This window comes from Frankia sp. BMG5.60, from assembly GCF_059428125.1.
Map to the genome: position 1 here is coordinate 4,142,597 of NZ_CM182091.1, position 25,375 is coordinate 4,167,971.

General features: G+C 73.4%; 25 protein-coding genes. 11 read left to right on the forward strand and 14 right to left on the reverse strand.

From position 1 onward, the window contains the following. Window positions 1-58 precede the first annotated feature (58 nt). On the forward strand, window positions 59-733 hold the full coding sequence (locus AC5R91_RS16855; protein WP_495392310.1) for a hypothetical protein: 675 nt from the start codon (window positions 59-61) through the stop codon (window positions 731-733). Here the strand turns inward: AC5R91_RS16855 and AC5R91_RS16860 are convergent. Then, a complete protein-coding gene (locus AC5R91_RS16860) occupies window positions 677-1,684 on the reverse strand; it encodes a LysR family transcriptional regulator (protein ID WP_495392311.1) in 1,008 nt (335 codons plus the stop codon). The two genes, AC5R91_RS16855 and AC5R91_RS16860, sit on opposite strands and share 57 nt — an antisense overlap. 76 nt (window positions 1,685-1,760) lie before the next feature. Between AC5R91_RS16860 and AC5R91_RS16865 the strand changes: the two genes are divergently transcribed. Beyond that, window positions 1,761-1,982, forward strand: coding sequence for a hypothetical protein (locus AC5R91_RS16865; RefSeq protein ID WP_495392312.1), 222 nt, complete (start codon window positions 1,761-1,763; stop codon window positions 1,980-1,982). On the opposite strand, the gene AC5R91_RS16870 is transcribed toward AC5R91_RS16865, so the two are convergent. The 6 genes from AC5R91_RS16870 to AC5R91_RS16895 form a co-directional block, all read right to left on the reverse strand. Beyond that, window positions 1,949-2,752 carry an ABC transporter ATP-binding protein gene (locus AC5R91_RS16870; RefSeq protein ID WP_495392313.1) on the reverse strand — a complete coding sequence of 268 codons (804 nt, stop codon included), beginning with the start codon at window positions 2,750-2,752 and terminating at the stop codon, window positions 1,949-1,951. The two genes, AC5R91_RS16865 and AC5R91_RS16870, sit on opposite strands and share 34 nt — an antisense overlap. Further along, on the reverse strand, window positions 2,752-3,642 hold the full coding sequence (locus tag AC5R91_RS16875) for an ABC transporter ATP-binding protein (protein WP_495397991.1): 891 nt from the start codon (window positions 3,640-3,642) through the stop codon (window positions 2,752-2,754). The genes AC5R91_RS16870 and AC5R91_RS16875 overlap by 1 nt, the downstream gene beginning before the upstream one ends. Before the next feature lie 23 nt (window positions 3,643-3,665). Beyond that, window positions 3,666-5,183: a branched-chain amino acid ABC transporter permease gene (locus tag AC5R91_RS16880; RefSeq protein WP_495392314.1), complete on the reverse strand. Its 1,518-nt coding sequence runs from the start codon at window positions 5,181-5,183 to the stop codon at window positions 3,666-3,668. Then, window positions 5,180-6,112 carry a branched-chain amino acid ABC transporter permease gene (locus tag AC5R91_RS16885; protein ID WP_495392315.1) on the reverse strand — a complete coding sequence of 311 codons (933 nt, stop codon included), beginning with the start codon at window positions 6,110-6,112 and terminating at the stop codon, window positions 5,180-5,182. Before AC5R91_RS16885 ends, AC5R91_RS16880 begins: the two co-directional genes overlap by 4 nt. 186 nt (window positions 6,113-6,298) lie before the next feature. After that, on the reverse strand, window positions 6,299-7,474 hold the full coding sequence (locus AC5R91_RS16890) for a branched-chain amino acid ABC transporter substrate-binding protein (RefSeq protein WP_495392316.1): 1,176 nt from the start codon (window positions 7,472-7,474) through the stop codon (window positions 6,299-6,301). 370 nt (window positions 7,475-7,844) lie between these two features. Then, window positions 7,845-9,239 carry a CoA transferase gene (locus AC5R91_RS16895; RefSeq protein ID WP_495392317.1) on the reverse strand — a complete coding sequence of 465 codons (1,395 nt, stop codon included), beginning with the start codon at window positions 9,237-9,239 and terminating at the stop codon, window positions 7,845-7,847. 294 nt (window positions 9,240-9,533) lie between these two features. Here AC5R91_RS16895 and AC5R91_RS16900 point away from each other — a divergent pair, with 294 nt between their 5' ends. Beyond that, a complete protein-coding gene (locus AC5R91_RS16900; RefSeq protein ID WP_495392318.1) occupies window positions 9,534-10,220 on the forward strand; it encodes a DnaJ domain-containing protein in 687 nt (228 codons plus the stop codon). Between the two features lie 92 nt (window positions 10,221-10,312). Here the strand turns inward: AC5R91_RS16900 and AC5R91_RS16905 are convergent, their stop codons facing one another. Continuing rightward, a complete protein-coding gene (locus AC5R91_RS16905; protein ID WP_495392319.1) occupies window positions 10,313-11,344 on the reverse strand; it encodes an asparaginase in 1,032 nt (343 codons plus the stop codon). Window positions 11,345-11,476: 132 nt separating this feature from the next. On the opposite strand from AC5R91_RS16905, the gene AC5R91_RS16910 reads away from it, so the two are divergent. Further along, complete coding sequence (locus AC5R91_RS16910) at window positions 11,477-11,701, forward strand: FmdB family zinc ribbon protein (RefSeq protein ID WP_495392320.1); 225 nt, start codon at window positions 11,477-11,479, stop codon at window positions 11,699-11,701. A gap of 12 nt (window positions 11,702-11,713) precedes the next feature. On the opposite strand, the gene AC5R91_RS16915 is transcribed toward AC5R91_RS16910, so the two are convergent. The 3 genes from AC5R91_RS16915 to AC5R91_RS16925 all read right to left on the reverse strand — a co-directional run bounded on the left by AC5R91_RS16915 (window position 11,714) and on the right by AC5R91_RS16925 (window position 13,724). Next, window positions 11,714-11,956 (reverse strand): hypothetical protein, encoded by a 243-nt coding sequence (locus tag AC5R91_RS16915; protein ID WP_495392321.1) that lies wholly within the window; start codon window positions 11,954-11,956, stop codon window positions 11,714-11,716. A gap of 133 nt (window positions 11,957-12,089) precedes the next feature. Further along, window positions 12,090-12,704, reverse strand: a complete 615-nt coding sequence (locus AC5R91_RS16920) for a hypothetical protein (RefSeq protein WP_495392322.1) — start codon at window positions 12,702-12,704, stop codon at window positions 12,090-12,092. A 597-nt stretch (window positions 12,705-13,301) separates the two neighbouring features. After that, window positions 13,302-13,724: a DUF2795 domain-containing protein gene (locus AC5R91_RS16925; protein ID WP_495392323.1), complete on the reverse strand. Its 423-nt coding sequence runs from the start codon at window positions 13,722-13,724 to the stop codon at window positions 13,302-13,304. Window positions 13,725-13,935: 211 nt separating this feature from the next. Between AC5R91_RS16925 and AC5R91_RS16930 the strand changes: the two genes are divergently transcribed. Further along, entirely contained in the window at window positions 13,936-14,838 is a 903-nt protein-coding gene (locus AC5R91_RS16930) for a Rieske (2Fe-2S) protein (protein WP_495392324.1), read from the forward strand. 518 nt (window positions 14,839-15,356) lie between these two features. On the opposite strand, the gene AC5R91_RS16935 is transcribed toward AC5R91_RS16930, so the two are convergent. Then, window positions 15,357-16,148: a metallophosphoesterase family protein gene (locus AC5R91_RS16935; RefSeq protein ID WP_495392325.1), complete on the reverse strand. Its 792-nt coding sequence runs from the start codon at window positions 16,146-16,148 to the stop codon at window positions 15,357-15,359. After that, window positions 16,145-17,140: a BON domain-containing protein gene (locus AC5R91_RS16940; protein ID WP_495392326.1), complete on the reverse strand. Its 996-nt coding sequence runs from the start codon at window positions 17,138-17,140 to the stop codon at window positions 16,145-16,147. Before AC5R91_RS16940 ends, AC5R91_RS16935 begins: the two co-directional genes overlap by 4 nt. Before the next feature lie 417 nt (window positions 17,141-17,557). Between AC5R91_RS16940 and AC5R91_RS16945 the strand changes: the two genes are divergently transcribed. The 6 genes from AC5R91_RS16945 (at window position 17,558) to AC5R91_RS16970 (ending at window position 24,866) form a co-directional block, all read left to right on the forward strand. Continuing rightward, window positions 17,558-18,079 (forward strand): MarR family winged helix-turn-helix transcriptional regulator, encoded by a 522-nt coding sequence (locus AC5R91_RS16945; protein ID WP_495392327.1) that lies wholly within the window; start codon window positions 17,558-17,560, stop codon window positions 18,077-18,079. Between the two features lie 76 nt (window positions 18,080-18,155). Next, entirely contained in the window at window positions 18,156-19,694 is a 1,539-nt protein-coding gene (locus AC5R91_RS16950; protein WP_495392328.1) for a CapA family protein, read from the forward strand. Window positions 19,695-19,929: 235 nt separating this feature from the next. Next, window positions 19,930-20,451: a DoxX family protein gene (locus AC5R91_RS16955; RefSeq protein WP_495392329.1), complete on the forward strand. Its 522-nt coding sequence runs from the start codon at window positions 19,930-19,932 to the stop codon at window positions 20,449-20,451. Between the two features lie 85 nt (window positions 20,452-20,536). Then, on the forward strand, window positions 20,537-21,454 hold the full coding sequence (locus AC5R91_RS16960; protein ID WP_495392330.1) for an alpha/beta fold hydrolase: 918 nt from the start codon (window positions 20,537-20,539) through the stop codon (window positions 21,452-21,454). 37 nt (window positions 21,455-21,491) lie between these two features. After that, window positions 21,492-22,538, forward strand: a complete 1,047-nt coding sequence (locus AC5R91_RS16965) for a GNAT family N-acetyltransferase (RefSeq protein WP_495392331.1) — start codon at window positions 21,492-21,494, stop codon at window positions 22,536-22,538. Between the two features lie 306 nt (window positions 22,539-22,844). Beyond that, window positions 22,845-24,866 carry a substrate-binding domain-containing protein gene (locus AC5R91_RS16970; RefSeq protein WP_495392332.1) on the forward strand — a complete coding sequence of 674 codons (2,022 nt, stop codon included), beginning with the start codon at window positions 22,845-22,847 and terminating at the stop codon, window positions 24,864-24,866. Window positions 24,867-24,960: 94 nt separating this feature from the next. Here AC5R91_RS16970 and AC5R91_RS16975 read toward each other — a convergent pair whose 3' ends face one another. Further along, the gene (locus AC5R91_RS16975; RefSeq protein ID WP_011601946.1) at window positions 24,961-25,209 is read right to left on the reverse strand and encodes a DUF6158 family protein; all 249 of its coding nucleotides are present in this window, start codon (window positions 25,207-25,209) and stop codon (window positions 24,961-24,963) included. Window positions 25,210-25,375 lie beyond the last annotated feature (166 nt).

A 25,375-nucleotide genomic window follows, 5' to 3' on the forward strand; every position in this document is an offset into this window, starting at 1 on the left:
CGAGGAGCTTGACCGACGCTATCCGAACTACCAGCACAACCGGACGCTGACCTCCGAATTGCTCGCCGCGTCGCTCACGGCGATCAATCTGCATGCGCGGATCACGCGGGCGGTCGTCACGAACGAGCTGTCCCAGGCCGAGGCGGTGCTCGGAATGGTGAACACGGACCACCCCCGACCCGTCCCGGCGACCCAGGTCGAGCGTCTGATCGACTGGCTGGAGGCGCACCGGGGTGACTTCGCCTGGCAGGGCGAGCCCGAACAGAACCAGCTTGGCGGGATCAGTGACTACCAGGCCTGGCTCGCCGGCCCGCCCCCTCTTGCGAATCCGCCCGGCCCCGATACCCGGCTGATCTGCTGGGAGATCGTTCTCCTCGCCGCCGCAAGCGTCGGCATCTACTCCATCGCGCAACTGCGCACCGCCTACGCGGGGAACAAATGCGCCGGCACCTTCGCCCTGTTCAGCTCCCACGGCCGGGTCGACATCCAGAACGACGGCCGCTCGGATTTCGCCGTGGCGAACCAGATCCAGGCGGGTGACGCGATCATGATCAAGTCCTCCGGCGCGGATTTCGACCACATCGTGGTCGCGGCCAGGCCGGACCAGGCCAATCTGCGCAACATCGAGGTTCTCTCGCTGTGGAACCTCGGCACCGGCGGCGTTCTCGGGAAGACCCTACTGGACAACCTGATCTTCAACAAGGTCCAGTCGATCCGCCACGCCCGCCTGTAGACCACCCGAATCAGCACCGCGCCGCAGTCCCTGGGGGAAGGCGCGGTAGAGGTCGGGGGACCGGGCGGCGGCGACGATGGCGGCGAGGGTGGCGGACAGGTGCGGGGCCTGCTGGGAGCCGCGGCGGACGGCGGCGAAGACGGGCCGGATCGGTGGGATGCCGGCGATCGGTCGCAGGGCGACCTGCGGGGTGCTGGACAGGTTCGCCAGCCGCGGGATGAGGCCGACCCCGCAACCCGCGGCGATCAGGCCGAGGACCGCGGTGTAGTCGTCGGCGCGGTGGCGCACCCGGGGAACGAACCCGGCCGCGGCGCACGCCGCGTGGGTGACCTCGTGGCAGGGGGTGCCGGGGCGGCTGGAGATGAAGTCCTCCCCGCCGAGCACCTCCAGCGGCACGGCCGCGGCGGCGGCGTAGGGGTGGCCGGCGGGCAGCGCCACGTCGAGCGGGTCGTCGAGCAGCGGGATCGGTAGCAGCCGCTCGTCGAGGGGCTGGGCTCCCGGGTGGGTGATACAGACCGCCAGATCCAGGTCGCCCGCCAGCAACAGGTCGAAGCACTCGGGCTCGGCCACGTCGGACACCGACATCCGCAGCCGCGGCCGGCTCTCCCGCAGCGCCGCCAGCGCCGGCACGACGATGCCGGAGATCGCCGTGGTGAAGGCGGCCACGGCCACCGACCCGACCCGGCCCTCGTCGAAGGCGGCGAGGTCCGCCTCGGCCCGCTCGAGCTGGGCGAACAGGACGTCGGCATGCCCCACCAGCACCCGGGCGGCCGGGGTGAGCCGGACCCGCCGGCCCGCCGGATCGAGCAGCCGCACACCGGTCTCCTTCGCCAGGACGGCGAGCTGCTGGCTGACCGCCGACGGCGTCAGGTGCAGCGCCGCGGCCGTGGCCACGACCGTCCCCCGGCTGTCGAGCTCTCGCAGGATGCGCAGGCGGCGCACGTCGATCATGTAGGAAATCTTAGCTGTGGACCGCAGAAAAATTAGATGGACTGCAAAGGCGCCTACCCGGATCCTAGGGATCATGATGTACGTGATCGTGACGGGCGGGGCCGTGCTGCTGGGCCTCGCCGCCTGGCTTTGGGGACCCGACACCCGCGACGGGCTGGACTGGGCCCGCCGCAACGCCGGGATCAGTCCAGGAATCGGCTTCGGACCGGGCAGCGGCTTCGGCCCGCGAGGAGGGAACGACCGAGGGGGCGCCGAGCGGGAGGCTCAGGCGGAGTCGGCGCGGATCGCGGCGCCGTGAGCCGGGCCCGCCGCCGCGCCGCCGCGGGTCGGCGCGGGCCCGTCCGCCCCCTCCGGCCCGCCGGCGACGTCCTCGCCGAGGTACGCCTGACGGACCCGGTCGTCGGCGAGCAGGGCCGCGGCCGCGTCCGCGAGGACGACCCGGCCGGTCTCCAGCACGTACCCCCGCCCCGCGATCCGCAGCGCCGAGGCCGCGTTCTGCTCGACGAGCAGCACCGCCACCCCCTCCCGGTTGATCTCGGCGATCACCTCGAAGATGGTCTGGACGATCATCGGCGCCAACCCCATCGACGGCTCGTCGAGCAGGATCAGCCGCGGCCGGCTCATCAGCGCCCGGCCGATCGCGAGCATCTGCTGCTCGCCGCCCGACAGCGTGCCGCCCGCCTGGCCGATCCGCTCGGCCAGGCGCGGGAACAGCGCGACGACCCGATCCAGGTCCCCCCGCGCATGCCGACGATCATGATAGGCGCCCATCAGCAGGTTCTCGCGGACGCTCATGCTGGGGAAGACCCGCCGGCCCTCGGGCACATGGCTGACGCCGGCGCCGACGAGGCCGTGTGCCGGGATGGACGACAGCGGCCGGCCGTCGAGGCGCACCTCGCCGGCCCGGGGCCGCAGCAGGCCGGAGATGGTCCGAAGGGTCGTCGTCTTGCCGGCGCCGTTGGCGCCGAGCAGGGTGACGATCTCGCCCTCGGCGACCTCCAGGCTGACCCCGCGCAGGGCGGTCACCGCGCCGTAGGCGACCTCGACGTCACTCAGTGTCAGCAGCATCAACGCGCGTCCTTCCGCACGACGGCGCCGGGCCCGGCGGTGACGCCAGCATCGCCACCGGTGGCCTCGGCGTCGGTGACGCCGAGGTACGCCTCGATGACCGCCGGATCGCGCTGGACCTCTCCCGGTGTGCCGTGGGCGATCACCCGGCCGAAGTTCAGCACGACCACCGAGGTGGCCACGGACATCACCAACCGCATGTCGTGCTCGATGAGCAGCACGGACACGCCGGTGCCGGCGATGCGGGTGATGAGCGCGGCGAGGTCGCGCTTCTCCGCCGGGTTGGTGCCGGCGGCCGGCTCGTCGAGCAGCAGCAGGCTGGGCCCGGTGCCCAGGGCCCGGGCGATCTCCAGCCGGCGCTGCTCGCCGTATGGCAGCGAGGCCGCCAGCTCGTGCGTGCGGTGGGACAGCCCGACCAGGTCGAGCAGGCTCAGCGCGTGGCGCACCCCGTCACGCTCGGCGCGCCGGGCGTGCGGCAGGCCGAGGATCGCGCCGACCGGCCCGTACCGCTGGCGCACCTCGGTGCCGATCTGCACGTTCTCCAGGGCCGACAGGGCGGGGAACAGCCGGATGTTCTGGAAGGTGCGGGCCACCCCGAGGCGGGTGATCGCGTGCGGGCGGCGGCCGACGAGCTCGGTCGGGCCGTCCGGGCGCGGCCAGAAGGTGACCGAGCCCTCCTGCGGCCGGTACGCCCCGGTCAGGCAGTTGAACAGCGACGTCTTGCCGGCCCCGTTCGGGCCGATCACCGCGAGGATCTCCCCGCGGCGCTGACGCAGCGACACGCCGTCGAGGCTGGTCACCCCGCCGAAGCGCAACGCCAGGTCGCGGGCCTCGACGACCAGGTCGCCGGGTGCGGTCTCGTCGGCGCGCGGGCGGCGGGCGCCGGGCACCCCGCGGTGGGCACCGGCCCGGCTCACCGCTGCCCTCCCGTCGGCGCGGCGCCGAGGGAGTCGGCGGCGCCGATGCCCTCCTCCGCCAGCTCGATCTCGCGCCGGCGGCGGCGCGAGGGTACGAGCCCCTGCGGACGGAAGATCATCATGATCACGATGACGGCCCCGAAGTAGATGTACCGGTCCGCGGGCTGCACCTTGTCCCGCAGATAGAAGGCGAGGCCCTGCAGGACGACGGCGCCGACGACCACGCCGAGCCGGGAGCCCATCCCGCCGAAGATCACCACCGCGACGACGAAGAACGACGCCTGGAGGCTGAAGCTCTGCGGGTTGAAGAACTGCTTGGACGCGAACAGCACGCCGGCGAAGCCCGACACCGACGCGCCGATCGCGAAGGCGAGCAGCTTCATGCGCAGCGTCGCCACGCCGGTCGCCTCGGCGGCGATCTCGTCCTCCCGGATCGCGGCCCAGGACCGCCCGATCCGGGAGCGTTCCAGCCGACCGAAGGCGATCATCACCCCGACGACGATGGCGAGCAGCAGGTAGTAGTACGGCAGCGGGTCGATGCCCCACTTGTAGTCGATGCCGAGCAGGTCGATCGACAGGTGCGGCACGCCGAAGGCACCGCGGGCCCCGTTGGTGATGCCGTCGGCGTTGTTCGCCACCAGGTGGATGATCTCGCCGAAGCCGAGGGTGACGATCGCCAGATAGTCCCCGCGCAGCCGCAGCGTGGGGGCGCCGAGGATGACCCCGGCGAGCGCGGCGAGGACCAGGGCGATCGGGAAGACGAAGAACGGGTTGAGCACGAACGGCGCGTGCCACGGCATCGCGGTCTGCGAGGTGAAGTAGGCCGTCGCGTAGGCGCCGATGGCGAAGAACGCGATGTAGCCGAGGTCGAGCAGGCCGGCGTAGCCGACGACGACGTTGAGGCCGAGGGCGAGCAGTGCGTAGATGCCGATGTCGTTGACCATCGACTGCTGCGCGGCCGTCGAGACGACCAGGGGCGCGACGACCGCGATGGCGAGCAGCGCCAGGTTCAGCGCGATCGGACCGCCGCGTCGGCCGTAGGCCGCGCCGATCGGCGCGCGCACCGGGGCGCTCGCCCGCTCCAGGGTGCCGCGCAGCTGCGCGCCGAGCACCAGCAGCACCCACAGCGCGACGGCGAGCCCCAGGTAGAGCACGATCCGGACGTCGACGATCGAGTCCTTCGCCGCCTGCAGCGGCTTGTCGGAGTTGCCGGTCGGGCCGGTGACGATCGCGGCGAGCACGCCGACCAGCAGCAGCGCACCGAGCTGGCGCAGCCGGGCCGGGGCGAACAGCACCGCGGGATGCCACGTGGGCAGCGCCGGGCCGCCGCCGGGGCCGGGGCCGGGGCCGCCTGGGCCGGCGGAGGCGAGGGGATCAGCGGCGCCGGTGGGCGCGCCCGAGCCGCTGGGGCCGGATCGACTCCCGGCGACGCGCAGCGGCATGGTGGCGGCCCCACTGCCGGAGCCCGCCGGGTCGGTCGGGCCAGGTGGGCCGGCGGCGGGTGGCGTGCTCATGCCGCCCGCCCCAGCCGCTCGCCGAGCAGGCCGGACGGTCTGATCATCAGAATCGCCACCAGGACGAGGAAGGCGATGACGTCCTTGTAGGACGCCTGGAACAGGTAGCCACCATAGCTCTCGACGAGTCCGAGCAGCAGGCCGCCGAGCATCGCGCCGCGCACGTTGCCGATGCCGCCGAGGACCGCCGCGGTGAACGCCTTCACCCCGGGGACGAACCCCATGCTGTACGAGGCGTTGAACGTCATCGCGTACAGGAAGCCGCCGGCGCCGGCGAGCAGGCCACCGACGACGAACGTGACGATGATGATCCGCTCGACGTTCACCCCCATCAGGACGGCGGTGTCGGCGTCCTGGGCCACGGCCCGGATGCCCTGGCCGAGGCGGGTGCCGGCGACGAGGCGGTCCAGCCCGACGAGCATCGCGACCGCGACGGCGAAGATGACCAGCGACTGGGTGGAGACGTCGGCGCCGAAGACCGTGAAGACCGTGCCGTTGTGGAACAGGTCGGGCAGGTCGACGTTCTGCCGGCCGAACTCCTTGCCGGCCAGGTTGACGGCGAACAGCGACGCCCCGATCGCGCTGATCAGGTAGGCCAGCCGGGGCGCGGAGCGGCGCCGCAGCGGCCGGTAGGCCACGCGTTCGAGGGTGAACGCGGCGAGCCCCCCGCAGATCGCGCCGGCGCCGAGGCCGACGGCCACCAGCCCCACCGACGCGAGCCCCCCGGGCACCGACCCGTCATCGGGCAGCAGGGCTCGGGCGACGAACAGGCCGCCGAAGGATCCCAGCATGAACACCTCGCTGTGGGCGAAGTTGATGAGCTGGAGAACCCCGTACACGAGCGTGTACCCGAGTGCTATGACCGCGTACAGCGAGCCGACCATCAGTCCGTCGATGGTCAACTGCCAGAACTGGTCGAGGAAACCCATACGTGTGCCTCGTTCGTCGCGTGGCTCGTTCGCCTGGCAGAAGTTTCGTGCCGGTGGAAGATGCGCGTTCCGGTGATGGATGTTGATTCTGGTACTGGTACGTCTGTTTTGCCAGGCGGATGTTTCGCCCGACGCAGCGAAGCGGTGGCCGGGTGTGCACGCACCCGGCCACCGCCCGCAACGGTGTCAGGACTTGATCAGATCCGCGGTGTTCCCGAGAACGGTGATCGCGCCGTTCTTGACCTGGTAGACGAACACGTTGGAACCCTTGACCTCGCCGGTGGACTCGAAGGCGACGGTCTTCGTGATGCCCTGGAAGTTCACGTCGCCGAAAGCCTTCGCGACCGACTCCCGGCTGACGTCGTCGCCGAGCTTCTTGAAGACGTCCGCGAGCGCGAGCGTGGCGTCGTACGCCTCACCGGAGTAGGTCCCGGGCTTCGCGCCCTTGTTGACCTTCTTGAAGGAGGCGACGAACGCGGCGGCCTTCGGGTCGGTGTTCGCGTCGCCGCAGGGGCAGGTGAGGTAGGTGCCCTCGGCCGCGGCGGCGCCGGCCTGCGCGACGTACTGCGGGTCGAGCGAGCCGTCCCCACTGGCGATCTTGCCGGTGAAGCCCTTGTCCTTGAGCGCCTTGGACAGCAGGGCGAGCTCGGCGTAGTAGCCCGAGTAGTACAGGACGTCCGGCGCCGCAGCGATGATCTTCGTGGCCTCGGAGGTGTAGTCCTTGGTCGGGTTGATGCCGTCGTGGATGACCTGCACGCCCTTGGCCGTGAGCTCGGGCTCCAGCGCGCCGGACAGGCCGGTGCCGTACTCGCTCTTGTCGTCCAGCGAATAGACCTTCTTCGCCTGCAGGACGGAGGCCACATAATCGGCGGCGGCCTTACCCTGCACCGTGTCCGGCGCGATGACCCGGTAGAAGGTCTTGAAGCCCAGCGTCGTCAACGCCGGGTTCGTCGCGGACGGGCTGACCGACAGCAGGCCGGCCTGGGTGTAGGCGGGCTCGCTGGCCTTGGTGGCGCCGGAGAACATCGGGCCGACGACCGCGACGACCTTGGAGTCGTCGATCAGTTTCTGCGCGGCCGTCGGACCCTGGTCCGGGGAACCGCCGTCGTCGGACTCGACGAGCTTGAGCTGGAACGGCGAGCTCGTGTCGGCGTTCACCTCCGCGATCGCGGTCCGGACGCCATAAAGGGCGTTCAGTCCGAGCTGCTGATTGTCGCCCGAGAGAACGCCCTGAAAGCCGATGGTGATCGTTTTCTTCCCGTCCCCGGAAGAACCACCGCCACTGTCGCTCCCACAGGCCGCGGCGGTCATCGTCACGGCCGCGGCGATGGCTATCGCTCCCAGGAGCGGGCGCCTACGCATGCATTTCCTCCTCCGGTCCGCCGATCGCAAGCCCGATGCCACGACCGACCCAGCTACGAGCTACCCCCGGCGCCACCGACGTCGAACCGGCGCGCCACCGCCTAGAGGATGACGCGCCCCCCCGCGCCGCCCCCGACCGCCCCCCGGAAATCCGCCCGGACCGGCGGGATGATCCGGCCGACCCGCACGCACTCTCCGCCGAGATGGCGGAAACGTAGTCCCCGGGCAGATCGACCGAAAGTACTCATATCAGGTTGTTACCTGGTTGACACAAAAGTGGTGCCCAGACGCGTTCGCTGTTTACAGTCCGCGCGGGTCGTCCGCGTGCCGCAACCTTGCGAGCGCCGCGCCGAAACTGCTCCTGCCGTGGTCAGCGCGGTGCCGACCACACCGCCTGGCTGGTGCCGAGGGGGGCCGGCGCCGAGAGCCAGCGCGGGGCCACCCCGGCGACGGTCGCCGCCGGCCGGATGTAGGAAAGCTCACCGAACTCGCTGCTCAGGCAGGAGCGGTAGGCGTCGACGTCGTCCGCGGTCGGGTCGGGGTGGGCCAGGGTGTCGTGATGGCCGAGATCCTGCAACCACCGCCCGGTCCGGGCCAGGGAGACCCGCACGTGCCAGCTCCCGCCCTCGCTCACCCGCCGGGCGAGCGCGTCGAGCACCCCGAACGCGGCGAGGTAGCCGGTGCCGTGATCGAGTGCCTGCGCCGGCAGCGGCACCGGGCTTGACGCGCCGGCCGCCTCGGCCGTGGCGAGGACGATCCCCGAGGCGGTCTGGACCAGGCTGTCGAAGCCGCGCAGCCCGCTCCACGGCCCCTGCCGTCCGTAGGCGCTGATGCTGGCGTAGACGATGCCCGGTCGCATCCGGGCGACAGCGTCCGGGCCGAACCCGAGCCGGTCCAGCGCGCTCGGCCGGTAGGCCTGCAGGACCACGTCCGCGGACGCGATCAGCTCCCGCAGCCGGCGGGCGTCGGCGGCGACCCGCAGGTTGAGGAACGCATTGCGTTTGCCGAACCCCGTGTCGACCAGCAGGCTGTGCACCTCCGGCAGGTGGGCGGCGCCGACCCGCAGCACGTCCGCGCCGTAGGCGGCGAGCGTGCGCCCGGCGATGGGGCCGGCGATGACCCGGGTCAGGTCCAGCACCCGCAGGCCGGCGGCCGGCGTCTCCGTCGGCGCGAACCGCGCCGGTGGGGCGTCGCCGAGCCGGGTCACCTCGATCAGCGGCAGTTCGGCGACCGCCCCGGCCTGCCGGTGCTCGGCCCACTCCGGCTCCGCGCGCGCCATGCTGGCGCACAGCCCCATGGCCTGCAGCTCAAGCTCCAGCGGCGCGGCCTCGACGCGCCGGATCACCCGCTCGACGGCGGCGCGGTCGTTCGGCGCTCCGAGCAGATCCAGCACCCCGTTGCGGTGGTGCGGGAAGTTGCAGTGAAGCTGGATCCAGCGGCCGTCGGCCGTGAGGTAGTAGCCCGAGATCGGGTCCCACGGGCCGGGCGGCGCCTTCCCGTCGATGCGCAGGTGGCGCTCGCTGCGGAAGGCGGCACCGGCGTGGCGGGTGTCGAGGGTGATGTCCGGGGGGCCGCCGCCGGTGCGGGCGGCCAGCAGCCGCCCGGCCCCGACCGCCGCGGCCGCCACCGAGGCGGTCGCGACCATCGTCACCCGGTAGAGGCTGGGCAGGACGTCTGCTGGCCCGGTGACGGTCAGCCGGTCCGCGATGTCAGGCTCCCCCACCAGCGACGCGACCTCATCGACGATCTTCGCGACCTGCGCCATGTCCCCATCCCGTGTTACCCGTGCGCACGCTCCGCGCCGGCCCTGGCGGCGCGCCACCGGCTGGAGCCGGGGGCGTGACCGGCCCCGCACGTAGGGGGCTAGTCGCGAGCAAGAAACGATCACTCAAATCGCAGAGTGCGTAGAATGTTACTTTGAGCGTCGGTCGGGTTGCCGGTCTCGCGCTCGCCTTCGGGCGGTTCGGCGCTCATTCTGGTCACGTGCCCGAACTTTCGCCATGACGCGGTGCCGCCGGACCACCCGATCGGGTGGTCGAGGACGGCCGGGGAGGCGCCCGTGGGTGCGAAGCCCTCGCTGTACGAGGTCCTGGGGTTGGCGCCGGGCGCCACCGCGGACCAGATCCGCCACGCCTACCGGGTCGCCGCGCGGCGCACCCATCCGGACGCCGGCGGCTCGTCGCCGGCCTTCGCCCGGGTCAACGTGGCCTACCGGATCCTCAGCGACCCCGGCCTGCGCCGCCGCTACGACCTACGGCTCACCGACGAGGGCCGGCCGCGCACCACCGGACCGGGCCATCCTCGGCCCGGGCCGCCCCATCCCCACACCGGGCCCCATCCCCACGCCGAGTCGAATCCCCAGACCGGGGCGAATCCCCGCACCGGGGCGTATCCCCGCACCGGGGCCTATCCCCCAGGCGCGCCGTACACCCCCGGCGGGCCGCAGGCCCCGAGTGGCGGCAGTCCGGGGGCTGCTGGAGCGCCCCGGCCGCGGCCGGGAGCCGATCCGCCCGCGCCGCGGCCCGGCGCCGACCCGGTGGTGCGGCGGCGCTACCTGATCATGATGTCGATCGCACTCGCCCTGTTCATCGCGGGTGGCACGGTGGTCCGGCTTTACTCCCTCCCGGCCGCCATGATCATGATGGTGATCGCGGCGATCATCCCGCCGGTGGCCGTCACCGTCGCGGGCCGTCCCCGCCAACCCCCGGGCCCGACCCATCACCACCGGCCAGGGCGGGGAGGCTAGCGCAGCCGCTCACAAGCCCTCTTCCGCCGGCGCCGCAGCCGGCGGGTGGCCAGAGACGCGATCCCGGTCGGCGGCCCGGCTCCCGAGGCTGGTCAGCCGGGCAGGCGCACCCGCAGGGAGCCGACGGGACGCCCGCCGCCGAGCACCGTCGGCGCCCCAAGCACGGCGAGCTGCGCCATGTCCAGCTCGAGATGTCCCGGGGTGTCCACCCCGGGCAGCGCACCCAGGCGGTTCAGCGCGGCCAGCGCGACCGGGATGCCCGCCCGCCCGGCCCCGTCTGCGATCTTGATGGCGACGGTGTGCCCGTCGAGCGTCGCGACCAGGGTGACGCCCTCGGCGCCGTTCTTCGCCAGCACGCCCGGCGCCGCACGCATCAGGTCGGTGTCGGGGCGCCCGACCCCGCCGACCAGCTCGGGATGGGCGCGCATGGCGTCGACGACGCGCCGCTCCGGGCTGCCCGGCGCCGCCTGGACCATCGCCCGCAGCCCGCGGGCAAGCCCGGTGAGCGAGAACGCGAACAGCGGCGCGCCGCAGCCGTCCACCGTCGTGCCGGCGATCTCCTCGCCGGTCAGGTCCTCGACCGTGCGGCGGATCACCTGCTGCAACGGATGGTCCGGTTCGGTGTAGTTCCGCACCGGCCAGCCGGCGGCCACACAGCAGGCGATCATTCCGGCGTGCTTGCCCGAACAGTTCATCAGGACCGGTTCGGCGCGCCCGCCGGCGCGCAGGTGAGCCTCGGCTGCGGTGGTGCCCAGCGGCAGGTCGGCGGGGCAGCGCAGGGCGTCCGCGGAAAAGCCGGCGACGGAGAGGATTTCCAGCACCCGGGCCAGGTGGGCCGGCTCGCCACTATGTGAACTCGCGACCACGGCGAGCAGGTCGCCCGGGATGTCCCGGCTCAGGAAGACCCCATCGAGACCGGCCCGCAGCATCGCGGCGGCCTGGAAGGGCTTGGCGGCCGAACGGGGGAACACCGGCCGGTCGGGCGCGCCCACCCGCAGGGCGACGGCACCATCGCGGCCGAGACCCACGACGGTGCCGTGATGCAGGCTCTCGACGAACGGCGCGCCGCTGCGCAACCCCCGGACGACCTCGGCGACCACCTGCGGACCCTCCGGTGGCTCCATGGCTGTCAGGGTACGACGGCGCTGCCGCCGGGGCAGGCACCATGCCACATCCCCCACATCCGGCGAAAACGGCCACTCCCCGCGCCAGTCGAACCGCTACCCGGACGTGACCGGGCCGCATACCCTGATGACGTGCCTGCCTACGACTACCGCTGCCGGGTGTGCGACGCCTCCTTCGAGGTTCGTCGGAGCATCACCGATTCCACCCCGACCGACGGGGTGAGCTGCCCGTCCGGGCACGCCGAGACCTCGCGGGTCTTCTCCGCGGTGGCCGTCAGCCGCGGCGCGGCCGCCCCGGCCATGGCGGCGCCGACGGGCGGCGGCGGAGCGTGCTGCGGCGGGGGTTGCTGCGGCTGACGCCGCCCCGTCTCACCGCTGGCGGCCTGCGCCGCGGCTCTTCGTCGGCCCACGGGCCGCCCGGCTGCGGGGACCGACGTCCACCTGGCGGTCGCGCTGGCCGCCTGACGCCGCCGCCCGGTCCTCGACCAGGCGTCGGCGAAGCAGCCGCAGGGTCTCGTCCCGTTCGGTCTGGTTCAGGCCGGAGACGAGGGTCTGCAACAGGCCGCCCGATCCGGGTTGTCGGTCACGGTTACCGCGCCCACGCGTACCCATGAACTCACTCCTACCCACGGGTGTGACACGTCACGCGGCACCGTCCGGAACCCGCGTGAGGTGACGGGCCGCGCGCCGGCCCGCAGCCTGGCCGGACCGGGCCGGTCACCGCCGCCGCGTCCGGGGCCGCGGATCAGCCCGACGCCCCCGGACGATCGGCCCGCCCGCCCAAGGCGGCGGCCCGCCGCGAACGATCGGCCGGCCACCGCCCGGTCGCCCGCAACACGCTCGCCGCGCCAAATCCTCCGGCCGTCCGCACCGCCAGCCTCGTCCGCGTCGCCAGCCCCGTCTTCGTCGCCAGCCCCGTCTTCGTCGCCTGACCTGCTGAGGTCGGCCTCGTCGCCGGCGCCGCCCCCGCTGCCAGCGTCGGCTTCGCTGCCGGCGTCGGCCTCGCTGCTTGCGCCGCCCCCGCTGCCGGCGTCGACTGCCCTGCCGGCGTCGACTGCCCTGCCGGCGTCGACTGCTCTGCCCGCTGCGGGCGCGCCGGCCTGCGGGCCGAGCGGACGGACGAGCCGAGCGAGCGGTGTGACGAGCGCAGGAACGTCAGCGCAGCCGAACCCGCGTCGCCCAGCGAGGCCCGCGCCGACTGGCTGTAGGTGTGCACGACACGCCGGTCGAAGGTGGGCGGCCCGAAGATCATGATCCAGGCGACACCGAGCGCCCACAGGCCGGCCAGGGCTCCGAACGCCAGAGCTCCGAAGCCACCCAACAGTGCGAAGAACACCAGGAACGCGACGCTCGCGGTCAACCCCCAGCCGATCAGGCGGCCAAGGCTGATCGGCTCCGCCGGTCCCCGCCGAGCAGCGGGCGGCCTGGCCGACGCGGATGCCGCCGCCCGGACCGACGCCGGGCGCGCCGCCCGCGCGGCGGGGGACCTCAGGTCCCGGCCAGCGGCCGAACCACCCACCGCGACCGGTCCGGCGCCCCCGGAAGCCCGGGTTGACATGGGCCCAGCGGTCCGGGCCGGAGCGGGCGGGGCGGCAGGGCGGGACGCGGCCGCCCCGGCCGAGACGGGCCGGGCAGCCCGGGTTGAGCCGGGCGAGGGAGCCCGGGATGCCGCCGGGTCCCGGGCTACCCCTCGGGAATCCCGGGTTGCGGAGCCGCGGGTGGTAGCTGTGCGTGGCCGTCGATCCAGCACGGTGCGTCCCATGGCTGCTCTGTGCCCCGGTGGTGCCGGCGTCATGCAATCGTCCTCATGACGACCGCCACATTCCCCTGCCACTCAACGGTTTTCCCACCGGACGGCGCCGCGGTGTCGGATAGCGGACACCCGCGCCTGTCGCGCGGAGCGGATCGCAGCCCCGTACCCCGCACCGCGGTCCGAATCCCGGCCGAACGCGGTCCGTCAGCGCCGCAGCGACTGGGCGTCGGTCCCCTGCCGCAGCATCCGCCACAGCTCGCCGACAGAGGTGAACTGTACGCCGGGCGGCGCCGGGGCGACCTCCTCGATCACCCGGTCCGGGGCGTGCTGGTGGCGGAGATGATCCATGATCTCCTCCCGCTCGGCGGGAAAGACCGCCCGGCCGAGCCAGCGGGCAAGCTCGGACCGCTCCTCGACGTCGGCCAGCGTCATGCCGGCTGCCGCCCCGGTCCGGGACTGGGCGGGGTCCGGGAACTGCGCGTCGCCGGGCAACTCGTCCGTCGGTTCGACGGACCGCCACTCCTCCGCCCGGGTGTCCCGGCCGCTGCGCACGAACCCGGAGACCTCGTGCGCCATGGCGTCGTCCCGCCACGGACCGTGCTTGGAGCTTCCCCGATCCACTGCCATGTCTCGTTCCTTCCCTCCGTCGCCATCGCGGACGGCGACGGGTGGTCGAGAAACCGACGGCCCGCGCGGCGGACTGCGCGCGGGAGGGGCGGTCACCCCGTTCGTCCCGCCGGATCCGCGTCGCGCAGTGGATGTACACGCTGAGGCACGAAACAAACCCTCCGCGGGCAGCGCGGTTCACCGGCAAGCCCGGACGGGAACACCCAGAGACATGAGGCGGACACCGCACGATGTCCTCGTCGGACCGGCCGAGCGCCTGGAGCGGGCCGAAGCCCTCGATCCGGTGGCAACGAAGGTCCGCGACCGCGTCCGGCACAGCCTGGGGCCCGGTGCTGCGCGCGACCTCCTCAACGGGGTGCCGCTCGGGCATCCGCTGCACCCCGCCCTGGCCCAGCTCCCGCTGGGGACCTGGCTGTCCGCGGGGATCGTGGACCTGCTTGGCGGGCGCGACGAACGGTCCGAACGGGCGGTGCGGGTCCTGATCGGCTCGGGCCTGATCGCCGCCGGGGCGGCTGCGGCCGCGGGCCTCGCCGACTACTCCGAGCTGCGCCAACGTCAACTGCGTGTCGGCGTGGCCCATGCCGGCGCCAACAGCCTGGCGGCCGGCTGCTACCTCGCGTCGTTGCTGGCCCGCTGGGGCGGGCACGACGGGCTGGGCCGACGGCTGGGACTGGCCGGGCTCGCCGTCGCGGGAATGTCGGCCTATCTAGGAGGTCATCTCGCCTACCGGCAGGCGTCGGGGGTCAATCACGCCGAGGAGGTCGCCCACCTGCTGCCGCCCGGCTGGCACCGGGTCGCCCGGCTGGACGAGCTCGCCCCGGGCCGCCCGGCGGTCCGGCTGCTCGGCGAGGTGCCGCTGTTGCTGCTCCGGCAGGGGGATCACGTCGACGTCCTCGCGGACCGGTGCAGCCACCTGGCGGGACCACTGCACGAGGGGAGAGTCGTGATCGACGACGGCGTCACCTGCATACGCTGCCCCTGGCACGGCAGCACGTTCCGGCTGGCCGACGGGGCGGTCGCGCACGGCCCCGCGACCGCCGGGCAGCCCCGCCTGGAGGTGGCGGTCTCCCACGGCGACGTCGAGGTGCGACTGTCCGACGCCGGAGTCTCGTGACGTCCACCGGGGCCCCGAGACGTCCGCCGCGGGCGCTGGACGCTCCGGGCCCGTCGGGCGAGTGCACCGCATGCCCCGTATGGACGATCCGGGGGCACCACGGGCGGGCCATACGTTCGGCCAGTAAATGGTCCGGTCGAGTCAGACGCCCGGTGACTCGCCATGGTGGCCGGTCTGCCCCGCGCGGGGGAGTGGATGGCCCGACCGGGCACGCCCGGGAGGGGCAGAAAGCCCCGGATCGGACCATCGACGGCCTTGGTGACGCGCCCGGACGGACCATGTCCGCGCGGGGGGCCCACGCGGGCGGTGGCCGCCCGGGCGGCGGGCCCGTTCGGGCGGGTGCTCCCCACCCACACCCGCTCGAGCAACACGGGAGTGCATCCCCCACCTGTGCCATGGGGGAGCCCCCCACTCTGACTATTCAGATCCGCCGACGCCTCTCCGGTCGTCGCGGCAGGCCGGCGGACCGACAATCGGGCGGCGGAGGACCGGCTGTCGACGGGGCCGTCGAACGGCGGTCACAGCGCCGTCGGGGCCGCGAGATCAACCGACGGCGACGGCGACGGCGCCCCCATCCGTGCCCCGTCGACGGTCGCCCCGGAGTCGACCGCATAGAGCGCGCAGGGCTTTCCGATCACGGGCCGGGCAACATTGCGGACCGGCACTCCGCCCGCCGTCGACCCGCGTTCCGAGCCCGCATGGGCGTGTCCGTGCAGGGCGAGGGCGGCGCCCCCGGCATCCATCGCCTCGGCGAGGTGATAGCTGCCGAGAAAGGGATAGATCTCGGCCCGCTCACCGATCAGAGTGTCCGGAATCGGGGCGTAATGGGTCAAAGCGACACGGGTATCGCAGTCGAGCGCCTCCAAGGCGTACCGGAGCCGAGTGGCGACCTCCCTCGTATGCCGGACGAAGGCCTTCATCAGCGGTTCACCGAAGTCGGTTCCGCTGGCCCCGGCAAAGCCGCCACCGAATCCCTTGACGCCGGCGATCCCGAGCCGCGCACCGTCGATGTCCACCACCGTTCCGGTGCCCTCGAGCACCGTCACGCCGGCCGCGGTGAGGATGGCGGTGATCTCCCGCTCCGCATTGCTGTGATAGTCGTGGTTGCCGAGCACGGCGATGACGGGCAGCGGCGCGCCCGCCACCTCGGCCGCGACAACCTCGGCCTCGGCGGGCAGCCCGTGCTGGGTGAGATCGCCCGCCAGCAGCAGCACGTCGGCGCGCCCGGCGAGGCCACGGACGACCGGCGCGAAGGTTCCGCCGCTGTCCGTTCCCAGGTGGATGTCGCCGACCGCGGCGATGCGCATCATGAAATGGTCTCCACCTTCGCAGTCTCATCGGCCGCCGTGGTGCGACCGGTGATCGTGACCTCGTTGCGGACCAGCCGGCCGGGGGCGGCCTCGGCCAGCACGTCCGCGACCGCCCGGCGACGGGCATCGGTGGCGACCTCGCCCTCGACGAGGATGCACCCGTCGGCGACCACCACCTCGAGCCCGAGCTCCGCGACCCGCGCATCCTCGGCAAGGCGTTCGTGCAGCTCCCCGGCGAGGTATTCGTCGGCCTCGGCCAGGTCCAACTCCCCCGCCAGGTGCAACTGTCCCTCCGGTTCGCGGCCGTCTTCTTTCTTGCCGACCCGCAATCCAATGCCTTCCGGCGCGCGTCCTTCCGCCTTGCCTCCTTCCGCCTTGCCGCCCTCCGCCTTGCCGGCTTTCGTTCCGCGCTGCGCCGCCCCGGACAGCGCAATCCCGCCACCCGACGCGGTAATCTCGCCGGGCCGGGCGGCGACCTGGTCGGCATCGACCGGCGGAATGAGATTGAGCCGGGCGGCGACCAGCAACGCGGCCTCGGCGAAGGGCGAGGCGGCGGTGGATCGGCGAACCTGGTCCCAGTCGACCTGCTCGCGCATCGCCCGGATCATCGGCAGGACCCGGGCCAGATCGCAGTAGCGCTCCTCCAGGGCCAGCAGGGTCATCTCGAACCAGTCCGTGGCGTCCAGGACGGGCATCCGAACCGAGTCCACCGACATCTCGCTGGACCGTTCCAGCATCTCCGGGGTGACCGCCCGACCGACCGGATGATGGATGAGATCGACGAGCACCTCGCCGTCGAACACCTTGGTGAGCCAGTCCTCCGGCGGATCCACCGGACGCAGTCCTGTCGCGGCCAGAACCTCGACCGCCCGCGGCACATCCTCTTCCCGCAGCATGAAATCGACGTCGTGAACGGGTTCGGGGCCACCGCGGGCCCAGCACGCGTAGCTCCCCCCGAGGGCGAACGGGATGTCCGCCTCCTTCAGGGTCACGGCAACCCGTTTCAGACTCTCCCGCAGACCTCTGGGCGCATCCTCCATACCGCAGCCCGTACCCGCCTGTGCCCTGTGATGCACCTCGCGCGCGGCGCCGGGTGGTCGCGGGTGCCCCTGTCACGATCGCGACATCCCGGAATGGCTACCCCAAAGCGGTGACAAGAGTACTACGCAAGTGCCGGGATGTCCGGCTATCCGTAGTTATAATTTCACTACATGCCACAGGAGTTACGGCTTCGACGTCGGAGCGCCACCCGATTCTCACACCCTGGCGACAACGAGCGTCGGCATGAGCGATGATGACCTTTGCGGCGAACTCGTCGGCCGCCCACTTCGACACCGGATTGGAAGCGAACCCTGAACGCGCGCACACGATCCGACCAGTTGCCCAGGGGTGTCGGTGAAGACACCGGCGTGCTGGAACATTCCGGCGAGCGCCTACCCGGGCAACGCGCCACCGGGACGGCCACCCTGTCCCCGCAGCCGGCCGAGCCGCCCAGCACCAGCGGCGTGGTGGACATGTCCAGCCATCCAGGCCAGCTCGCTCGTCGGCTGCAGCAGGTGACCTACCAGCTATGGACGACAACCGTCTCCACCGAGACCACCCCGCCGCAGTTCGTGGTCCTCAACAGCCTCCTCGCCGATCCCGACATCGATCAGCGCACGCTCGGCGAACGGGCGTCGCTCGACAGATCCACGGTCGCCGATGTGGTGGCGAGGCTCGTCCAGCGAGGTCTCATCCGCCGGGTCCGCGACCCGCGTGACGGCCGCCGCAACGTGCTACGGCTGACCAAGCGAGGCGAGTCGACCCACGGCCAGGTGGCAGACCGCATCGAACAGATGAACGACAAGCTGCTGGCCCCCCTGTCCCGGGAGGAACAGGGCACGCTGCTCTCCATGCTGACGCGGATCGTCGACCAGGGCGGCCCGCGCTAGCAAGATCGCCACCCATCGTTTACATTCGGTAACGCTAGGACGTCGATTCGATTCGATCCGACCGGCACCGAGGACGATGCTGCGACTCCGTCGGCCCGACGCGCGGCGTCGTACCCGTTCCACTGGCGCCCCGCTCCCGGGTCAGTCCGCACTTCGGCGACTCGCTGTCGTCGGGCTCGCCGGTCTCGCGGTCGGCACCGTCGGCATCACCGCCTCGTCCCCGCTCCACGGGCGCGAGGCCGCCAGGCCCGCCAGCTCCATCCCGGCGGGCCGTCCCGACCGCGGTGAGCCCGACGGCGGTACGCACGCCGCCGGCCCCGACCTGCCCGCCGATCGTGACCCGACCGGCGGGGGCTCGCCGCACGACGTTCGGCCGGGTCAGACTCGGCCGCATGGAGCCAGTGCCTCGTTCGGTCCCGAGGCCACTGCCATCACCGTCGTCGCGGCGGGCGAGATCGACCTGACCCGGGCGGTCGACCCGCGGGCGGCCGTGATACCGCTGCGCGGCTATGGCACCGCGGCCGATCTCGCCCTCTGCCGGCTGGCGGCGCCCCTGCCCGCGTCCCCCGACGCCCCGACCACCGCGAACGCCCCGGGCACCGCGAACGCCCCGGGCACCGCGAGCACCCCGAGCACTCCGAGCACTCCGAGCACCGCGAGCACCAGGGACGCCGCGAGCACCGGGGACGCCCCGGATCGCCGGCCCGACGGCGGGGATGGCGCCGCCGGCGCCCTCGCCGGCGCCGGTTTCGACCGGTGCGACACGGGCGGCGTCGGACCGCCCGGCAGCGCGGCGCAGCAGCGCACCAGTGCGGCCCTCGACCGCGTGGGCATCGTCGCGTCCGTCCCGGCGGACGCAGGCGCCCGGGCGCCGATCGGGACCGAGACGGTCCGGGGAATGCGGATCGCTCTGCTTTCCTACCTCGTCCCCGCCGGCACGACCGCTCTCACCGCCGAGCGGATCGGCCAGGACGCCGCCCGCGCCCGCTCCGACGGCGCGGATCTCGTCGTCGCGCAGCTCGCCTGGGGCCGGCCCGGCCAGCAGGCTGTGACGCCGCACCAGCGCGACCTGGCCCGCGCGCTGCTCACGTCGTCCGACGTGGACCTGATCCTCGGCACCGGCGGCGGGAGCCCGCTGCCGATCGAGCGGATCGCCGGCCGCTACGTCGCCTACGACCTGGGCACCCTGATCGGCGCGCAGGCGTCCGGCGGCCGCCCGGGCGCCACGGCGGACAGGCCGGCGGCCGGCGGATCGCCCGGGCCGGGCCGCGACGGCGTGCTGCTCTCCATCCAGGTCCGGCGCACGGCCCTGGGCTGGACGGTGGCCGGCCTCACCTACACGCCGACCTGGGCGGATCCCTCCGGCGCCGCAGCCTGGCCGATCGCGGACAGACTGGACGACCGCGGCACGCCCGCGCAGGATCAGGCGCCGTTGGCTGCCTCCTGGCGGCGCACGATCACGGCCGTCGGGGCGCTCGGCTCGACCGACGGCGTCCGGGTCGACCGGGTTCCCCGCGATCCACCCCCGGACCGCCCTGGCGGGCCTGCCAGCGCCCGGAGTCCGGCCGGGCGACCGGCAGGGGGCCGACGCGATGGCACGGATCGGGCCGGATAAGCCGCCGGCGGCCGCGGACGCACGGGATCGCGGCGGCCGTCGGCCGGGCCATCCGCAGAGCTCCCGCCCGTCGGGGAACTGCCACGGACCCAGTCCGCCCTGGCCGAACGAGTGACAATAGATCGAACCTAGTGCAATTAGCGTGTCTTCGCCGTCGACCCGATACTGTCTGCGCTGCGGCAGCGGTGTGACGCCACGCCGTCCACCCAGGTAGCCCGCCCCAAGGAGGAGACACGTGACATCGCCTGACACCGCGGCCCTGGTGCTCCGGGTCATCGTGGGTCTCACTCTGGTCGCCCATGGCTACAACCACGTCTGGGGGCCGGGCGGGATCAAGGGCACGGCCGGGTGGTTCCAGAGCATGGGGCTGCGTCCGGGCATCGTGCACGCCTGGGCCTCCGGGCTCGTCGAGCTCGCCGCGGGATTCGGGCTGGTCTTCGGCTTCCTCACGCCGTTCAGCGCCGGCGGCATCATCGGCACGATGGTCGTCGCGGGCATCACGGCGCACCGCAACAACGGCTTCTTCATCTTCAAGCCGGGCCAGGGTTACGAGTACGTCCTGATGATCGCGGTTGTCTGCGCGGCAATCGGCATCCTCGGCCCCGGCAAGGCGTCGCTGGACCACGCGATCGGCATCGAGCTCGACGGCTGGGCCGGCGGCCTGATCGCGATCCTGCTCGGCGTCGGCGGGGCCGCCCTGCTGCTGGTGACCGCCTGGCGGCCGGAGCGCAAGCCGGCGGAGTCGACCCAGGTCTGAGCACACCGCCCAGCACCCACCGCCGGGTGCGGCACGGGTACGACACGGGGGCGCCCGGCCGAAGAGTGTGCTCATACTGACCTACGTGCCTACGAACTCCGACAGTGGACGGCTGGCCGCGGCGACGTCCGGCCCGTCCCTGCGCATCCCGAGCGGCGGGCTGACCCTCGCCGCGGACGCCTACGGCGACGACACCGATCCTCCGGTGGTGTTACTCCACGGTGGCGGCCAGACCCGTCACTCCTGGCGGCGCACCGCCCGCCGGCTCGGTGCGGACGGCTGGTACACCCTCACGGTGGACCTGCGCGGCCACGGCGACTCTGACTGGTCCCCCGAGGGCGACTACGCCCTCGACGCCTTCGCCGACGACGTGCTCGCTTTGCGCCGCGCCCTCGGCCGGCCGCCGGTGCTCATCGGCGCCTCGCTGGGCGGGATCGCCTCCCTCGCCGCCGTCGGCCGGGACCCCGACGTCGCGCGCGGTCTGGTCCTCGTCGACGTGTCGCCGTTCCTGCAGCCCCGGGGCACCGGACGGATCATGGAATTCATGCGGGCCGCGCCGGACGGCTTCGCCTCCGTGGAGGACGCCGCCGACGCGGTCGCCGCCTACCTGCCGCACCGGGAGCGCCCGCGCGACCCGGCCGGGCTGCGCAAGAATCTCCGCTTCGCCGACGGACGCTGGTACTGGCACTGGGATCCGGCGTTCGTCTTCCCACCGGAGGGCCACGACCCGCGGCTGCGGCTGCGCACGCCGCTGGAGGAGCTGTCCGCCATCGTGACGAGGCTACGGATTCCGACCATGCTCGTGCGGGGCGGCCAGTCCGACGTGCTCGGCGAGGACGACGCCCGCCGGTTTCTCGACCTCGCCCCGCACGCGGAGTACTGCGACGTCGCCGGGGCGCACCACATGGTGGCCGGCGACGACAACGCCGTCTTCGACGTGCGGATCCTCGATTTCCTCCAGCGCCGGATCCGGCCCCGCCTGGTGCTGGGTCCCACCGGCTGACCGGCGTCCCCCACCCGGTGGGGTATGCCTGCACTCGATGGACGCCGCACCGGACGCGACCCCAGCCGAGGATGCTGGCCCGCCCGCGGTCGCCGGCCTGCTGCTGGCGGCCGGGGCGGGGCGGCGGATGGGGCGCGCCAAGGCGCTGGTGGAGCTCGGCGGTGAGACCCTCGCCGCGCGGGGTGTCCGGATGCTTGCCGCCGGCGGGTGCGCGCCGGTCGTGGTCGTCGTCGGCGCCGCCGCGGACGAGGTCGGCGCGGCCCTGGCCGGTCTCGCCGCCGCGGACCGCGGGTCGGGCGCCCCTCCCGGCCCGGCCGGGCAGCCTCCCGGCGGGGCCGGGCAGCCTCCCGGCGGGGCGGCGGGGCGGCCCGGGTGGGTGGGTCCGCGCCTGGTGCGGGCGGAGGGCTGGGCCGAGGGGATCGGTGCCTCTCTGCGGGCCGGGCTCGAAGCCCTCGCCGGTACCGGCGCGCACGCCGCCGTCGTGACGCTGGTCGACCAGCCCGGCCTGACCGCGGCGGCGGTCCGCCGCCTGGTCGACGCCGCCGCGCCGGCTGGCGAATACCGGCGGTGCGCGGCGCTGACCGCCACCTACCGCGGGCGGCCGGGCCATCCCGTCCTGCTGCGCCGGGCGGTCTGGGCCGAGGTCGCCGGCCTCGCCCGCGGGGAGGTCGGCGCGCGGGCCTGGCTGCGTGCACATCCCGACGCCGTCGGCCGGGTCGCCTGCGACGGCCTCGGCACCCCCGCGGACGTCGACACCCCTGCCGACCTCGCCGGTATCGAGGAGGATGCCCCCATGGACCTGTCTGTCACCGATAATCCGGAACGCTTCCGCTACGAGGCACTCACGCCCACCGGCGAGGTCGCCGGTTTCGTCCAGTACCAGAAGCGGCCGGATCGGATCATCTTCATCCACACCGAGGTGAGTCCGGAGTTCTCCGGTCAGGGAGTGGGCTCCGCTCTCGCCACCGCGGCGCTGGATGATGTTCGCCGGCAGGGCCTCGCCGTGGTCCCGCAGTGCCCCTACATCCGCGCGTTCATCGAACGCCATCCGGCCTACGCCGATCTCGTCGCCGCCGACGCATGAGCCGCGGCCGTCCGCCGCAGAGCGAACGTCAGGGCTGGTAGGACACCATGCCAACGACGCGAGAAACGGAGGAACAACGCCGAGCCCCGGCATTCCAAGATGAGCTGACGACCGGCCCGCGGCTGGGCAGTATCGGCGGCACGAAAACCGATACGAGGCACAACGCTCCCGATTCCCGAATCGGCGGGGGACGACGGGGAGCGCGGTCGACCGTTGCGCGGTGGGCTCGGCGGGAGAAGTAGTCACATCATCGTGGTGGCGGCGGGTTCGAAACAGGCGCGGCGCCTCCCGTGAAAGGACGTCTGTGTGTCCGGCGCCCGTCATCGGTCCCCAGGTGGAGGCAGTCGCGGCGCCGGGCCGCGCCGGCCTGACCGGCGCGTCCGCAGGTCACCGCGTGGGCGGTCCGCGCGGCCCGGACGGGTCGGCGCCGACGGGCGACGCCGGGGCTGGCGGGCCCGCGGGGTCGGGCTCGGCGCGGTCAGCAGTGCCGCGCTGCTCGTCCTCGGCGGCCTCACGGTCACCGGCATCGGGTTCGCGGCGGCGTCCGTCTGGCACGGCGGCTCGCCGGACGAGTGTGCCGACGGCACCACCCGGACCACGCTGACGATCACCACCGCCCCGACCCTCACCGCGCCGATCAGCCGGCTGGCCACCGAGTTCAGCCGGGCGCACTCCGACCGGGACGGGCCCTGCGTGGCCTTCGAGGTGTCCGCCGCGCCATCCGACCGGGCACTCGACGCGTTGTCGCGGGCAAACGCGCCCGGTTCGACCGTTCCGGACGTGTGGATCCCGGAGTCGGCGGACTGGCTGGAGCTGGGGCAGGAGTCGAACACCGCGGCACAGCAGTTGCCGGCGCGGGCGACGACGATCGCCGGCTCTCCCGTCGTCATCGCGATGCCCCGGCTGATGGCACAGCGGCTCGGCTGGCCCGAACATCACCTGACCTGGGCCGATCTCGCGGCTGACGCGGACGGGACCGCTTTCTGGCCGGGCCGCGGGGAGCCCCGCTGGGGGGAGTTCCGGCTCGCCATGGCCAACCCCGAGAACTCGGCGGCGGCGCTGCGGGCGGTCATCGGCACGGTCGGCGCGGCGCGGCGGTTGGCTCCCGCGGACATGACGCCGGGCACCTTCGACCAGGACCGCGCGGCCCAGACCACGGTGCTGCACCTGGAACGTTCGATCGACTGGCTGCCGCAGTACGACCACCAGCTCTTCGACTCGGTCCGCGACGGCGGCACGGAGAACGGCGCCGCCGGTAGCGCGCCGTCCGCCTTCCCCGCCCTGGAGTCCGACGTCATCGCCTACAACCGGGCGCTGGCGGCCCAGACAGGACCCATGTCCGCGACGACCCTGGTCGCCTCCTATCCCGCCGACGGCGCGTTCACGGCGACGGTGCCCTACATCGTCCTGAAGCGGACGACGGATTCGGTGCCCAGGCGCGCCGCGGCGGACGCTTTCGCGGCCTACCTGCGCGGCGACGCCGGGCGGCGGGCCCTGACCGCGGCCGGCTTCCGCACCCCGGCGGAACTGGAGGGCCGCGACGACCCGGGCGGGCTGTCGGCGACCCTCAACGCGACCGACGGCGTGCGCTCCACCCCGCCGAGAATCGCCAGTACGGACGCCTCGGACAGCGTGCTCGGAACCGCGCGCCGTTTCTTCCGGCACAGCCGTGAACGCGGGGCCACCCTCGCCGTGCTCGACACGTCCGGCTCGATGGCGCTGCCGCAGACCGGCGACGCCGGTCGCACGCGCCTCCAGGCGGCCACGGACGCGGCGCTGACCGGCCTGCGGCTGTTCGCGCCGGACAGCGAGGTCGGCCTCTGGCAGTCCTCCGCCGAACTGCCAGGTGGCCACCGGGAGCTCGCCCCGCTTGCCCGGCTGGACGCTGCGGGCCACGCCGGCACCCAGCGCGACGACCTGACCTCGGCGCCGGCGGACCTGAAACCCACCGGCAGCACCGACCTGTACTCGACCGCCGTCGCGGCCGTGCGCGAGCTGACCGCCAGGTTTGCCCCCGACCGGCTCAACCAGGTCGTCCTGTTCACCGACGGCGACGCGGGCACGGGCGGCGACGATCACGCCGACGGCGAGCAGTCGGGGCGGCCCGCGGCGACGAGCCGCGAGCCGACGCTCGACCAGGCCATCTCCGCGCTGCGGGCCGCCGCCGATCCGCACCGTCCCGTCCAGCTCATCGTCATCGCCTGCGATCCCGGCGCGGATCTCGCCAGCCTGCAGCGTCTGGCCGGAGCCACGGGCGGCCACGCGTACCTCGCCCCGGACGCGGACGGCCTGTTCGACATCTACGTCGACACGCTGACCGGCGCCTAGCCCGAACCGAACCGCCCCGCGACGCATCGCGGTCAGCCCACGACGCCGACGGCTCAGCCCGCGACGCCGGCGGCTCAGCCAACGCGCCGACGGCTCAGCCCGCGACGCCGGCCGCGCGGCGCCGGCCGGCCCGGGTGCGCCGCGGGTCGGGGCTGGCGGCCTGGGGGAAGCGGCGCAGGTACTCGCGTTCGAGCTCCAGCATGCGTGCCGTATGGGTCTCGAACGCGTCCTCGCTGCCGGCGATGAAGGCGTCGTGCCGGGTGCGGTGCAGGTGCCGCAGCTCGCGGACGAGGTCGTCGTCGGCCAGGTTGGGGGCGGGGATGCCCTCGGGTCGGTGCGTCATGACCTGGGTGTACCCGCTCTGCCACCAGCTTTCGCGCCGATCCCCGGCCCGTGGGCGCAACCGACCCACGGTGACAGCCGGCCCGTGGTCACATCGGGGGCGGAACCGACGGGGGGCCGGGCTGCGGGACGGGATCCGGCTCGGGGCCCGGCGGAACGGGATCGGG

Coding starts and splice junctions, on each gene's coding strand:
- AC5R91_RS16860 (WP_495392311.1), bottom strand. CDS start 1,684: ATGATCGACGTGCGCCGCCTGCGCATCCTGCGAGAGCTCGACAGCCGG.
- AC5R91_RS16865 (WP_495392312.1), top strand. CDS start 1,761: ATGTACGTGATCGTGACGGGCGGGGCCGTGCTGCTGGGCCTCGCCGCC.
- AC5R91_RS16870 (WP_495392313.1), bottom strand. CDS start 2,752: ATGCTGCTGACACTGAGTGACGTCGAGGTCGCCTACGGCGCGGTGACC.
- AC5R91_RS16880 (WP_495392314.1), bottom strand. CDS start 5,183: ATGAGCACGCCACCCGCCGCCGGCCCACCTGGCCCGACCGACCCGGCG.
- AC5R91_RS16885 (WP_495392315.1), bottom strand. CDS start 6,112: ATGGGTTTCCTCGACCAGTTCTGGCAGTTGACCATCGACGGACTGATG.
- AC5R91_RS16890 (WP_495392316.1), bottom strand. CDS start 7,474: ATGCGTAGGCGCCCGCTCCTGGGAGCGATAGCCATCGCCGCGGCCGTG.
- AC5R91_RS16895 (WP_495392317.1), bottom strand. CDS start 9,239: ATGGCGCAGGTCGCGAAGATCGTCGATGAGGTCGCGTCGCTGGTGGGG.
- AC5R91_RS16905 (WP_495392319.1), bottom strand. CDS start 11,344: ATGGAGCCACCGGAGGGTCCGCAGGTGGTCGCCGAGGTCGTCCGGGGG.
- AC5R91_RS16915 (WP_495392321.1), bottom strand. CDS start 11,956: ATGGGTACGCGTGGGCGCGGTAACCGTGACCGACAACCCGGATCGGGC.
- AC5R91_RS16925 (WP_495392323.1), bottom strand. CDS start 13,724: ATGGCAGTGGATCGGGGAAGCTCCAAGCACGGTCCGTGGCGGGACGAC.
- AC5R91_RS16930 (WP_495392324.1), top strand. CDS start 13,936: ATGAGGCGGACACCGCACGATGTCCTCGTCGGACCGGCCGAGCGCCTG.
- AC5R91_RS16935 (WP_495392325.1), bottom strand. CDS start 16,148: ATGATGCGCATCGCCGCGGTCGGCGACATCCACCTGGGAACGGACAGC.
- AC5R91_RS16950 (WP_495392328.1), top strand. CDS start 18,156: ATGCTGCGACTCCGTCGGCCCGACGCGCGGCGTCGTACCCGTTCCACT.
- AC5R91_RS16965 (WP_495392331.1), top strand. CDS start 21,492: ATGGACGCCGCACCGGACGCGACCCCAGCCGAGGATGCTGGCCCGCCC.
- AC5R91_RS16975 (WP_011601946.1), bottom strand. CDS start 25,209: ATGACGCACCGACCCGAGGGCATCCCCGCCCCCAACCTGGCCGACGAC.